Origin of the sequence: Nostoc paludosum FACHB-159 (genome assembly GCF_014698835.1) — a bacterium.
Lineage (GTDB): Bacteria > Cyanobacteriota > Cyanobacteriia > Cyanobacteriales > Nostocaceae > Nostoc > Nostoc paludosum.
Map to the genome: position 1 here is coordinate 124,496 of NZ_JACJTU010000011.1, position 12,636 is coordinate 137,131.

The following is a 12,636-nucleotide window of genomic DNA, read 5'->3' on the forward strand; positions in this document are numbered from 1 at the left end:
TAAGAAGTGTTAAGTTAGGAATGGGCATTGGGCATTGGGGAGCCAGTGCGTTGGGCGGGCAATGCCCGACTTGAAGCAACTGCCGTCATTGGGCATTGAGAGGTGTGGGAGAAGCCAGAAGCATAAATTCTCTTTCTCCTCCCACTTCCCAGTCCCCAGTCTCCAGTCATTAAAAATTGACAACTAACAATCTAGGCGCAATTAGATTTAGGATCGATTTAACAAACTGGAAAATAAAATTTTGGATAATGGGTAATGAGTGGCGATTCTTAGCGTACATGGAGTGGGAAACCCATGAGCAGAGGGACAGAGGAATATACTAACTCCTAACTCCTCACTTCGCAGTGGGCGCTTATAATGCCCCATGACGCCACTTGCTCCACTTGGGGAGACCCCAAGACCGCAGTGGCTCCCCCATGCCCCATGCCTCATCCCCTATACCCATCCCTAACTGAGTAGGTCTAAAACTATGGAACTAACAACTGACAACGTTGAAACAGTCTTAGATGAAATGCGCCCTTATCTCATATCTGATGGCGGTAATGTGGAACTTGTAGAACTCGATGGCCCTATTGTCAGACTGCGGTTGCAAGGCGCTTGTGGTTCTTGCCCAAGTTCTACAATGACTTTGAGAATGGGTATTGAGCGCCGCCTGCGGGAAATGATTCCCGAAATTGCAGAAGTTGAACAAGTTATTTAGGAACTGGGGACTGGGGGCTAGGGACTGGGTATTAGGAATAATTAACGATTGGTACTGAATGGAGAAGAATGAATTTATTCATTCATAATTTATCATTAATACCTAGTTCCCAATCCCCAATCCCCAATCCCCAATCACTCCTTATGTCCCATCCCCTCTACGTCGCTTTTATCTGGCATCAACATCAGCCGCTGTACAAATCTCCTGGCAGCGGCGTTTCGCTATCTCCTAGCCAGCAGTACCGCTTACCTTGGGTACGTTTGCATGGCACTAAAGATTATTTGGATTTGATATTAATCCTAGAACGGTATCCTAAGTTACACCAAACGGTGAATTTAGTACCATCGCTGATATTACAACTAGAAGATTATATTGCTGGCACTGCTTTTGACCCTTACCTCACAGCTAGTCTGACACCGGATGAACAACTCAGCCAGCAACAGCGGGAATTCATTATTCAACACTTTTTTGATGCTAACCACCATACCCTAATCGATCCTCATCCTCGGTATGCCGAGTTGTATCACCAAAGGCAGGAAAAAGGGGCAAGTTGGTGTTTGGCAAATTGGCAATTGTCAGATTATGGTGATTTACTTGCTTGGCACAATTTGGCTTGGATCGATCCGCTGTTTTGGGATGACCCGCAAATTGCTACTTGGTTAAAGCAGGGTCGGAATTTTACTTTAAGCGATCGCCAGCGCATTTATTCCAAACAGCGAGAAATCCTCAGTCGCATTATCCCCCAACATCGGAAAATGCAGGAGGCGGGACAGTTAGAAATTACAACTACGCCCTACACTCACCCGATTTTACCTTTGCTGGCTGATACTAACTCTGGTAGGGTAGCTGTGCCAAATATGACACTACCAAAACAGCGTTTTCAGTGGGCAGAAGATATCCCGCGTCACTTACAGAAAGCTTGGAACTTTTATAAAGACCGCTTTGGGCAGAAACCCCGCGGTTTGTGGCCTTCGGAACAGTCAGTCAGCCCAGAGATACTTCCTTATATTATTGACCAAGGATTTAAGTGGATATGCTCAGATGAAGCAGTTTTGGGATGGACGCTGAAACACTTTTTCCACCGGGATGGGGCAGGGAATGTAGAGCAACCAGAACTTCTGTACCGACCGTATCGCCTACAAACCGCAACAGGTGACTTGTCAATTGTATTTCGCGACCACAGATTATCAGATTTGATTGGCTTTACCTACAGCGCCATGCCAGCAAAACAGGCAGCAGCAGACTTAGTGGGACATTTGCAAGCGATCGCGAAAATGCAAAGAGACAGCCAAAGTCAACAACCTTGGCTAGTTACCATCGCTTTGGATGGCGAGAATTGTTGGGAATATTACCCCCAAGACGGCAAACCCTTCCTAGAAGCTTTGTATCAATCTTTCAGCAACGAACCCCACCTCAAACTCGTCACTGTCTCGGAATTTCTCGAACAATTTCCACCCACAGCCACCATCCCTGGAGGACAACTACATAGCGGTTCTTGGGTCGATGGCAGTTTCACCACCTGGATCGGCGATCCTGCTAAAAATCGTGCTTGGGATTACCTCACACAAGCCAGGAATATGTTGGCGAGTCATCCAGAAGCAACAGAAGAAAATAACCCAGAAGCTTGGGAAGCCTTGTATGCTGCCGAAGGTTCCGATTGGTTCTGGTGGTTTGGTGCAGGACACTCTTCAAATCAAGATGCCGTCTTTGACCAGTTGTTTCGAGAACATCTGCTTGGTATTTACAAAGCCTTAAATGAACCTGCACCACCTTATCTCAAACAACCAGTAGAGGTTCACCAAGCACAAGCAGACCACCGCCCACAAGGTTTTATTCATCCAGTCATTGATGGCAAAGGTGATGAACAAGATTGGGACAAAGCCGGACGCATAGAAATTGGCGGGGCGCGGGGAACAATGCACAACACCAGCCTCGTCCAGCGACTTTGGTATGGGGTGGATCACCTCAATTTCTATTTGCGAGTGGACTTTAAAAGTGGTGTTGTGCCAGGGCGAGATTTGCCGACAGAGTTGAATTTGCTGTGGTACTATCCAGACAAAACAATGGTCAACAGCCCAGTTCCCTTGGCAGATGTCCCAGATACAGCCCCAGCGAATTATCATTTTCACCATCTGCTGGAAATAAATTTGCTGACGCAATCGATTTATTTTCGGGAAGCTGGAGACAATTATCAATGGCATCCCCGCACTAGTCGTGCCCAAGCAGCTTTAAATAGTTGTTTAGAGTTGGCAGTACCCTGGGCAGATTTGCAAGTTCCGCCAGATTATCCCCTACGCCTAATTTTGGTGCTTGCCGATGAAGGGCGTTTTTGTAACTACTTCCCAGAAAATGCTTTGATTCCCATTGAGGTACCTTAGAACTTTTTTGATTTGTGCAAATTGCAAGTCTTAGATCCCCGACTTCTAGTAAGAAGTCGGGGATCTTGTTTTTTATAACTAAGTAGGGTTACATAGCCCAATACGGTTCAGTTAAGGTCAAAACTCTTTGTAAAAGTCAATTTTTCATAGAGACAGGGATTTATAGCGATTTATCACGTTTTGAAAATCTATGTAACTGTTTGAATTTTGCTTTTTAAATTTTTGCTTATAGAGTAGTAATGATTTGACAAAGAATCAGTAATGTTACTGTTGCCATAGAAGATTCGTCGTAGAATTAAAAACACTTCAGAGCAGATATTCTCCACTAATGAATCGCTTTTCTCAAAAAATTACGGATTCTTACGATAGTATTTCACAACAGGTTGAGTTAAGCCAGGTGTCTGGTTGTAAGCAGTTACTTCGCGATCGCTATAAAATACTCCAAGTTTTGGGTAGAGGTGGTTTTGGCATCACATTTTTAGCCAAAAATGCCCTATTGCCGGGAAATCCTCTATGCGTAATTAAACAGCTATCGCCAAAAGTGACTAGTTCTCAAAGCTGGCAAAAGGCATCTACACGCTTTGAAAAAGAAGCACAAACTTTGGCTTTACTCGGTAGCCATTCTCAAATTCCCATGTTATTAGACTATTTCCAAGTCAATAAGGAATTTTATTTAGTTCAAGAATACATACCCGGCTTGACTTTGGCACGGGAAGTGCGCCGAACTGGGCCTAAAAGTGAAGCCTCAGTTAAACAATTTTTACAAGAATTGTTGCCAGTATTACAGTATCTTCATCAAAATGGCGTAATTCATCGAGATATTAAACCACAAAATTTATTGCGGCGTGAACATGATAAACGGGTAGTACTGATAGATTTTGGTGCAGTCAAAGAACAATTAATTGATAGTTGTGAAAACTCAGCCAATTTATCTGCAAACACTAATTTTGTCGGGACTATGGGATTTGCACCACCAGAACAGTTTTCTTTACGTCCAGTTTATGCCAGTGATATTTATGCAGTCGGTGTTACTTGTATTTATATGTTGACTGGCAAAAGTCCTTTAGAATTCGACCGAGATCCGATTACTGGTGAAATTTCTTGGCAAAAAGAGGTAAATATCAGCGATGATTTTGCCCAAGTTTTAGAAAAAATGTTGAAATTTTCTTTACGCGATCGCTTTAAAACTGCGGATGAAGTAATAAAAGCTTTAGGTAAGGAAAACTTTTTACCTAACTTGGCGAACTGCCTAACTAACCAAAAGTTGAAAAAGAAAAATCTTATACATCACGAAATTCCAGATTGGGAAATTACTGATTGCCAAATTAAGCATCCGCAAATTACACAACAGGAAAATTCTGATGTATACGTGCCTCCTGTAGTGAGAACTGCCACTGCCATTCGCAAATGGAGAGCAAGGCTAAAATAAACAAGGTCACACACTTGAGTTGACAAAGTATCAAATGAATAATTAATCGGGGAAAATAGAAAATATCAAAAACAAATTTAGTAAGCATTTTGACTAGATTCGAGAGTCAGTGATAATTAATTAATCTGGCTCAGGCTTTAATACTTAGTCATTTATTGATTGCAAATATACAAGAAAAAGTACTAAAGCTAGGAGTTCCAAAAATTTTTTTTCAGATTATTATATAATCGAAAGAATAATTAATTCTATGGCTCTCGTAGTTTTCCACAAATGAGGAAGACTGACTAAACTAGTGCCCTAGAAAATAGCATAAATTTGCATTGGGCATGGGGCATTGGTTAATGGCTAATGACTAATGACTAATGACCAAATATGCTATTTACAAAGGCTAACCATATATATTAAGTAATTCCCCAATCCCCATAACAGGGTTTTTCTACCACAGTAAGCGAGAGTCAATTATTTTAAGGGTAAATACGGGGCAAACTTAGCTTAAGTTGTCATGCAGTCGCGCCTGTCAGATCATGATCTGCTGCTTAAATCCCGATTGCCCAAACCCCCTGAATCCCAATGGAAAGAAGTTTTGCCAAAGTTGCGGCACCCCGCTGGTGTCGCTTTTGAGAAATCGCTTCCGTGTTATCCGAGTCCTTTCAGATGAAGGGGGATTTGGCAGAACTTATCTATCAGAAGACATAGATAAACTCAATGAACGCTGCGTCATCAAGCAATTAGCTCCAAAATTCCAAGGAACTTGGTCGCAAAAAAAAGCGATGGAGTTGTTTGCCCAAGAAGCGCAGCGACTACAAGAACTTGGAGAACATCCGCAAATTCCGACTTTGTTGGCTTACTTTGAGCAAGAGGGCTGTTTGTACTTAGTGCAGCAGTTTATCAATGGGGACAATTTATTAAAGGAGTTGCAACAGCGCAAGAAGCCGCATACTGCTAGGGAAATTCAAGCGATTTTGCTGGATTTACTGCCTGTACTCAAGTTTATCCACGATCGCAATGTCATTCATCGAGACATCAAGCCAGAAAATATTATCCGGCATAAAAGCGATGGACGGTTAAGCTTGATTGATTTTGGTTCCTCGAAGCAATTCACAGCCAGAGTTCAAAATAAATCTGGTACATCCATTGGTTCCCACGGCTATTCTCCCCTAGAACAAATCAGAGATGGTAAAGCTTTCGCGGCAAGTGACTTGTTCGGTTTAGGTGCTACCTGCTTTCACCTGCTGACAGGAACTTCTCCCTTTCAACTGTGGATGGAATGCGGCTATGCCTGGGTGAGTAATTGGCGACAATATTTACGCACTCCATTAAATGCTGAATTGGATTGGGTAATTGACAAGCTTTTGAAAAAAGACATTCAACTACGTTATCAGTCAGCCGATGAAGTTCTCAGAGACTTGATGCCAAAACAACCACTAGCATTGCCACCAGCTGGAAAATCAACTGCTACAATCCCGGTAACTAAAGCATCAAATTTACCAAAAAGTTATGGCTTACTGAGAATTCTAGTCTTGGGAAGTGCTTTTATTATGTTGTTTGGATTTAGCGAATCTTGGTATAAACATTTTCGCCGCATTCAAACTACTTTGTCTTCTAGGCTAATTCATAATAGTCCGAGCAAAAATAACCCTATTTTGGGTCAAGCCCTAAAAATTAACTTAAGCAAAGTTTCCTTATTTAAAACCCTCCAAGGACACGAAAACTCAGTTTTATCCATCGCCATCAGCCCCGATGGCAAAACCATCGCCAGCAGTGGCGACGATGGCTACGAGGGGCTACGCCTCCGCAAAATTCAACTTTGGAATATAGCAACAGGAACGCAAATCTCTTCACTCAACACCTATTCTGGACATGTGAATGTCGTGATTATTAGCCCAGATGGCAAAACTCTGGTAAGTGGTAATGATGACAGCAGCATCAAAATCTGGAATCTGGTAACAGGACGACAAATTCGGACTCTTACAGGGCATTCTGACTCAGTTCATACCCTAGCCATCAGCCCCGATAGCCAGACCTTAATTAGTGGTAGTGATGATAACACCATCAAAATCTGGGATTTAGCAACCGGAGAGCAAATTAAGACACTGACAGGGCATACATTTTGGGTGCGGTCAGTAGCCATCAGCCCCGATGGCGTAATTCTTGCCAGTGGCAGCTTTGACAAAACCATCAAAATCTGGAATTTGGCAAAAGGATACTCCATCCGTACACTAGCGGGAAATTCTCAAACAATAACAAACGTCGCTATTAGCCCAGATGGTAAAACTTTAGCCAGTGGTAGCCGCGATCGCACTATCAAACTCTGGAACATAGCCACCGGCAGAGAAATTCGCACCTTGGCGGGACACGACAACACAGTCACAACTGTAGCTTTCAGTCCTGATGGTCAAATTCTTGCTAGTGGTAGCCGCGATCGCACCATTAAACTCTGGAATATTGCTACAGGAGAAGAAATTCTCACATTGGCAGCCCACACTAACACCATAACATCTGTTACCTTCAGTCCTGATAGCAAGACCCTTGTCAGCAGCAGCGATGACAATACTATTAAAATTTGGCGGTTGGTTGAGTGAAGGGGACTAGGGAGATGGCGAAGTGTGGGAAGAGAGGGAAAAGATTTTTCCTCATCTTCCACACTCCCTGCTTGCCCAATGCCCAATTTCCAATGCCCAATGCTGCCCTAACACTCGTATGATCGAGATGTCAGAAAAATATAACAACCAGATTTTTACCGTAAAAAATGGGCAGTATTTGGGAAATCGATTTTTACTCTCGTCCGATTTTAGACACCAATCAAAAAAAAGTTTGGGAAGTCTTAGTCTGTGAAAGTCCGTTGGATACCAACACAAAAGCAGATTCTTTGTTTCGCTATGCTCAATATTGCCCCAGTACCCAAGTAAATTCGGGCTGGTTGCGAACTGCATTGCAAGAGGCTATTAACCAAGCTGGAAAAGCACCACTTAAAATTCGCTTTTTCCGCCGCCAAATGAACAATATGATTACGAAAGCTTGCCAAGACTTGGGAATTCCCGCCCAACCCAGCCGCCGTACTTTAATTCTCAACCAATGGTTAGAACAGCGGATGCAGGAAGTCTATCCTCAAGAAGCAGGATATCAAGAGGGTACTAATCCCTCAGTCCGGTTGGAGAAACCTTTGCCGCAACGTTTACCAGATGCTTTGGAAGGACAGCAGTGGGTATTTGTGAGCTTAACAGCTGAGGATTTGGCAGAGATGCCAGAGTGGGAAATTGCCTTTGGTGAAGCTTTCCCGCTAGAGTTGGCAAAAGTATCACCTGAAACTCGTATTCCTGGTGTTTTGATTTTCTCACCTAGAGCATTGCCTTTAGCGGGCTGGATGTCTGGTTTAGAGTTGGCTTTTTTGAAAGTTGACACCAACCAAGAGACAAGATTGCTTTTAGAAACTGGTGTTACTGAAAGCTGGATTTTGGCAAATATCAAAAAATCTCAACCTCTAGCAGAAGCCAAAGGTTTTGAAGAAGCCAAGCAAAAAGCTAATGGAGTGCATTTTCTAGGCGTACAATCCAACCCCCAAGCCGAATCATTTGCTGGTTTTTGGCTGTTGCAAGAGGTTAATCTCTGAAAATAGCGAATGGGGCATAGGGCATAGGGCATGGGGCATGGGGAGATGGGGAGATGGGGGGATGGGGAGATAGGGAAGTGTGGGGAGTGTGGGGAGAAAGATTTCTTCCCCATCCTCCCACACCTCCCACACTTCTCAATGCCCCATGCCCAATGCCCAATACCCAATGCCCAACGATCGAAAATTGCGATCGCCCAAGAAACGTTGAGACATGGCAATGATTTGGGATAATTATCTGCGTCTATCAGCGTCGATCTGTGGTTGAAAATTGCAATTGCAAAGACGCGCTGATGATTTTTTTGGATAATTATCTGCGTCTGTTGGCGTTGATATGCGGTTCAAAATCCACAATTCACTAAGGGTCATGGGTTCTGAAAATTTGTCAAAAGATACACTAGCAGAAGAACTGCTGGAACTAGCCATAAAATCTGGAGCAGAAGCCGCTGAGGTGTATCAGTCGCATTCGCTTTCTCGTCCAGTTTTTTTTGAGGCAAACCGACTCAAGCAGCTAGAAACCAGCCAATCTGAAGGTACAGCGCTGCGGCTTTGGCGAAATGGGCGTCCAGGGCTGACGGTGGCTTACGGTTCTGTCCCAGCCCCAGTGATGGTGGAAAAAGCTTTGGCTTTAAGTCAACTAAATCAGCCGGAAGCAGTGGAATTAGGCTCTAATTTTCAGCCATCTTACCCAAATTTAGGGGAAAGTGTGCCGATAGAGGTTTTGGTAGATTGGGGCAAGGAAGCGATCGCACTCATCCGCGATGCCTATCCTGATGTTGTCTGCAATGGCGATTGGGAATGTGATGTTGAAACCACTAGGCTAGTCAATACTAAAGGTTTAGATTGCCACTACACTGACACTACCCTCAGTTGCTACATATCGGCAGAATGGGTGCGCGGCGATGATTTTTTGAGTGTTTCTGATGGTCAAACCCAGCGCGGCGAACTCCACCCAGACAAATTAGCTAACCAAATTTTACAGCGGTTAATTTGGGCAAGAGAAAATGTTCCGTCTCCCAATGGCCGCGTCCCAGTTTTGTTTACTTCTAAAGCCGCCGATATGCTTTGGGGTACTGTGCAAGCAGCTTTAAATGGCAAACGAGTTTTAGAAGCAGCTTCCCCTTGGGCAGAACGCTTAGGGAGCCTAGTCATGGCACCAAGCCTCACCCTCTATCAAGATCCCCAAGCCGGCCCTTACAGTTGCCCTTTTGATGATGAAGGGAGTCCGACTCAATTTTTAGTATTCGTCCAAAACGGAACTTTAGAGCATTTCTATGGCGATCGCACCACCGGTCGCCAACTAAGTACTCACACTACTGGAAACGGTTTTCGCCCTAGTTTAGGCAGTTATCCTACCCCTGGTTTATTTAATTTTCTCATCCAGCCAGGATCGTTATCGCTACAAGAGTTGATTGAACAGCTGGATGATGGCTTAATTGTGGATCAAATGCTGGGTAATGGCGGCAGTATTTCTGGAGATTTTTCGATCAATGTTGATTTAGGCTACCGCGTCCAAAATGGTCATGTAATTGGACGCGTTAAGGATACGATGGTTGCAGGTAATGTCTACGCAGCTCTCAAGCAATTAGTTACACTCGGCAACGATGCTGATTGGAATGGTTCTTGTTATACTCCATCTCTTATAGTCGAAGGGCTATCCACGACGGGGAGAAGTAATTAAATGAGGAATGGGGAATAGGATGGAACTAGAAGCGAACTGACGGGTGTAGATTTAGCACCGGACGCAACGACGATTGGCAATAAGTTCGTAGTCCGATGGCGGAATATACCCTTAGCAGGATGTGGAATTGCCATCGTATGGTCTGTTGTACTAGCCAATGAATCACGAAGTTAGAAAGGACATTGGCAAAAACTCATCAAGCTCTTGAAAGCATCTCCCCACTCCCCATTCCTTGTTAAAAATAACTAGGATCGAATAGCGAGGTTAACCGAGAATCTAAATTATGACTTCCACATTACCCGAACCTCATCACAGCAACTCACCAAGTTGGGAGGAAGAACTAGATAGTGCCATTTTCAGTTTTGAAGATATTCAAACGGAACTGAACTATAAACAAGCACAAACGGCACTACGAAATTTGGTGACTAATCTTGACCTCAGTTCTCAAGAAAAAGCGGGACTGGAGGCCCAGATTACTGATTTGGAAACCATGCTGGGCAAGTTAGACCGGATGGTGGTGCAGATTGCGGCTTTTGGGATGGTGGGACGTGGTAAGTCTTCGCTACTCAATGCTTTGGTTGGACAAACAGTATTTGAAACCGGGCCGCTGCATGGTGTTACCCGTGCTGCACAAAGAGTCAATTGGAGTATTAGCGAAGAAGCAGTTGGGGAAACTGAACGTGCTTTGCGAGTCACCCTCCCTGGTGTTGGTCAATCGCAGGTGGAATTAATTGATACTCCAGGGTTAGATGAAGTAGATGGTGCAACCCGCGCTGCACTGGCTGAACAGATTGCTAAACAAGCGGATTTGATTTTGTTTGTCATATCTGGTGATATGACGAAGATAGAACATGCTGCCCTTTCTCAATTGCGGGAAGCTGGTAAACCGATAATTCTGGTGTTTAACAAAGTAGACCAATATCCAGAAGCCGATCGCATGGCAATTTATCACAAAATCCGCGATGAAAGGGTACGGGAATTACTCACACCTTTAGAAATTGTCATGGCCGCTGCATCGCCATTGGTAAAGACGGCGGTTTTTCGCCCTGATGGTACTAGAGGCCTACAGTTGCGTCCAGGTAATGCCCAAGTCGAAGAACTGAAGCTGAAAATTTTGGAGATTTTGCACCGCGAAGGCAAAGCCTTAGTTGCTCTCAATACTATGCTTTATGCTGACATTGTAAATGAGCAATTGATAGAGCGAAAATTGATGATTCGTGAGGAAAATGCTAATCAGTTGATTTGGAAAGCAGTGATGGCTAAGGCAGTGGCGATCGCTCTTAATCCCGTAACTGTGGTAGATATTCTTAGTAGTGTCGTAATTGATATTGCTCTAATTTTAGGTTTATCTAAACTCTATGGCTTCTCGATGACCGAAGCAGGAGCCGTACAATTGCTACAAAAAATTGCCCTGAGTATGGGCGGTATTGGAGCTAGCGAACTCTTAGCAAACTTAGGTTTAAGTGGATTAAAAACTTTACTTGGTATCTCTGCAACCGCTACTGCTGGTATTGCTTTTGCTCCTTATATATCCGTAGCCCTGACCCAAGCCGGAGTTGCTGGTGTTTCTTCTTACGGTATTGGACAAGTTACCAAAGTTTATTTAGCCAACGGCGCGACTTGGGGGCCTGATGGACCAAAAGCAGTGATTAATCGGATTTTGACAAACCTTGATGAAACTTCAATTCTCAACCGCATTAAAGATGAATTGCTCCACAAAGTAAAACTGAAAAAGTGATGCCTATAAATGTAGGGTGCGTTGTCGCCAAGCGCAACGCACACCAACAATTCAAGATACCTACTGACAATTTGTTTTTGTTAATATACATTTAATTTTTGCCACCGCTTACTTAACTGCTTGTATTTTGTTCCAGCCAAGCAACTACATCAGATATATTTGAAAAATCTAAAAAGGCTTCACCCAATTGCTCCAATTGTTCAGTAGATAATACTCGAATTTTATCAATAATTAACGAATCGATTTCTCCAAATCGCCGATTTAATTGACGGTTTAAAAAGCGAAAAGCTTCTTTTTGCTCTCCTCTTTGCTCTCCTCTTTGCTCTCCTCTTTGTTCTCCCTTTTGCAAAATATACTGATAAATAACTGATTCTTGCATAGTTGCCTCCCGTAATAATTGCAGAATCAAATCTTGCTTAAACTTTAACCCCGCTAATATTTCTGTGTATGCAGCTGTATTTTGTCTAGTCTCAACATCTGGAATTTTAGCAATTTCCTGGGCAACTTGCGATAATAACACTTGGGGTGAATCTGTTTGTGTTAATGGTGCGAAAGGTAATAACGCCAGATTGCTAAGAAATAGTGCTGAATCTTGCTCCCACATCCGTATAACTCGATAACGGTGGGTTGTAACCTCGCTAATATATTCTTCAGTAAAAGCGATTTCGTCATTTGTCTGTTGCAGAAAAATTACTACCTGCGTCACAGGAACTTGATATTTTCGTGTCAATCGAACATAGTAATCTAGCATCCGCAGAGAAATTGGTTTTTGGGATTGCGTTCTAGTTTGAAATTCCAGGTGTAAAATCCGATTTTCTGTTTGCAGAAAGGTAACAGAATCAGCACGAATAGGTTCGATGCTCAATTCAGTTTTTAAAATTTCAATTGTTCGGGGTTCTTGATTTAATAACCAACGAATAAAATCACGGGGATATTTTTCTGCGAGTATTTTACAAAGGTTGTCATATTCTGCCATCTATCAAAATTGCACCTGATTTTATTGATTCTTGTAAATCTGTTGGCTGTTGCTTATTGCCTGTTCCCTGCTATATTTAAAACTCGGAACTTGAGCTACAGAACTTAAAATGTCAAGTTCTACACTC

The 12,636-nt window shown here is 43.2% G+C and carries 10 protein-coding genes; 7 read left to right on the forward strand and 3 right to left on the reverse strand.

Annotated features, from left to right (window positions below; translation table 11 throughout):
- Positions 1–14 precede the first annotated feature (14 nt).
- Positions 15–170, reverse strand: coding sequence for a hypothetical protein (locus tag H6H03_RS13820; RefSeq protein ID WP_190955664.1), 156 nt, complete (start codon positions 168–170; stop codon positions 15–17).
- Between the two features lie 299 nt (positions 171–469).
- Between H6H03_RS13820 and H6H03_RS13825 the strand changes: the two genes are divergently transcribed.
- The 5 genes from H6H03_RS13825 to H6H03_RS13845 all read left to right on the forward strand — a co-directional run bounded on the left by H6H03_RS13825 (position 470) and on the right by H6H03_RS13845 (position 8,117).
- Positions 470–700, forward strand: a complete 231-nt coding sequence (locus H6H03_RS13825; protein ID WP_190955665.1) for a NifU family protein — start codon at positions 470–472, stop codon at positions 698–700.
- Between the two features lie 143 nt (positions 701–843).
- Positions 844–3,078, forward strand: a complete 2,235-nt coding sequence (locus tag H6H03_RS13830; RefSeq protein ID WP_190955729.1) for a glycoside hydrolase — start codon at positions 844–846, stop codon at positions 3,076–3,078.
- Between the two features lie 328 nt (positions 3,079–3,406).
- Positions 3,407–4,507: a serine/threonine-protein kinase gene (locus H6H03_RS13835; protein WP_190955666.1), complete on the forward strand. Its 1,101-nt coding sequence runs from the start codon at positions 3,407–3,409 to the stop codon at positions 4,505–4,507.
- Between the two features lie 524 nt (positions 4,508–5,031).
- Positions 5,032–7,089 (forward strand): serine/threonine-protein kinase, encoded by a 2,058-nt coding sequence (locus tag H6H03_RS13840; RefSeq protein ID WP_190955667.1) that lies wholly within the window; start codon positions 5,032–5,034, stop codon positions 7,087–7,089.
- Positions 7,090–7,256: 167 nt separating this feature from the next.
- Positions 7,257–8,117, forward strand: a complete 861-nt coding sequence (locus H6H03_RS13845) for a Tab2/Atab2 family RNA-binding protein (RefSeq protein WP_190955668.1) — start codon at positions 7,257–7,259, stop codon at positions 8,115–8,117.
- Here the strand turns inward: H6H03_RS13845 and H6H03_RS13850 are convergent.
- Complete coding sequence (locus tag H6H03_RS13850) at positions 8,107–8,277, reverse strand: hypothetical protein (RefSeq protein ID WP_199338936.1); 171 nt, start codon at positions 8,275–8,277, stop codon at positions 8,107–8,109. The genes H6H03_RS13845 and H6H03_RS13850 overlap by 11 nt on opposite strands.
- A 204-nt stretch (positions 8,278–8,481) precedes the next feature.
- Here H6H03_RS13850 and H6H03_RS13855 point away from each other — a divergent pair, with 204 nt between their 5' ends.
- A complete protein-coding gene (locus H6H03_RS13855; protein WP_190955669.1) occupies positions 8,482–9,795 on the forward strand; it encodes a TldD/PmbA family protein in 1,314 nt (437 codons plus the stop codon).
- A gap of 283 nt (positions 9,796–10,078) precedes the next feature.
- Complete coding sequence (locus tag H6H03_RS13860) at positions 10,079–11,533, forward strand: GTP-binding protein (protein ID WP_190955670.1); 1,455 nt, start codon at positions 10,079–10,081, stop codon at positions 11,531–11,533.
- Positions 11,534–11,645: 112 nt separating this feature from the next.
- On the opposite strand, the gene H6H03_RS13865 is transcribed toward H6H03_RS13860, so the two are convergent.
- Positions 11,646–12,509 carry a DUF4351 domain-containing protein gene (locus H6H03_RS13865; RefSeq protein ID WP_190955671.1) on the reverse strand — a complete coding sequence of 288 codons (864 nt, stop codon included), beginning with the start codon at positions 12,507–12,509 and terminating at the stop codon, positions 11,646–11,648.
- Between the last annotated feature and the right edge of the window lie 127 nt (positions 12,510–12,636).

What these genes read in the sequence shown, in the direction of transcription:
- H6H03_RS13820 (WP_190955664.1), bottom strand. Translation starts at nt 170, where the DNA reads ATGACTGGAGACTGGGGACTGGGAAGTGGGAGGAGAAAGAGAATTTAT.
- H6H03_RS13825 (WP_190955665.1), top strand. Translation starts at nt 470, where the DNA reads ATGGAACTAACAACTGACAACGTTGAAACAGTCTTAGATGAAATGCGC.
- H6H03_RS13830 (WP_190955729.1), top strand. Translation starts at nt 844, where the DNA reads ATGTCCCATCCCCTCTACGTCGCTTTTATCTGGCATCAACATCAGCCG.
- H6H03_RS13835 (WP_190955666.1), top strand. Translation starts at nt 3,407, where the DNA reads ATGAATCGCTTTTCTCAAAAAATTACGGATTCTTACGATAGTATTTCA.
- H6H03_RS13840 (WP_190955667.1), top strand. Translation starts at nt 5,032, where the DNA reads ATGATCTGCTGCTTAAATCCCGATTGCCCAAACCCCCTGAATCCCAAT.
- H6H03_RS13845 (WP_190955668.1), top strand. Translation starts at nt 7,257, where the DNA reads ATGGGCAGTATTTGGGAAATCGATTTTTACTCTCGTCCGATTTTAGAC.
- H6H03_RS13855 (WP_190955669.1), top strand. Translation starts at nt 8,482, where the DNA reads ATGGGTTCTGAAAATTTGTCAAAAGATACACTAGCAGAAGAACTGCTG.
- H6H03_RS13860 (WP_190955670.1), top strand. Translation starts at nt 10,079, where the DNA reads ATGACTTCCACATTACCCGAACCTCATCACAGCAACTCACCAAGTTGG.
- H6H03_RS13865 (WP_190955671.1), bottom strand. Translation starts at nt 12,509, where the DNA reads ATGGCAGAATATGACAACCTTTGTAAAATACTCGCAGAAAAATATCCC.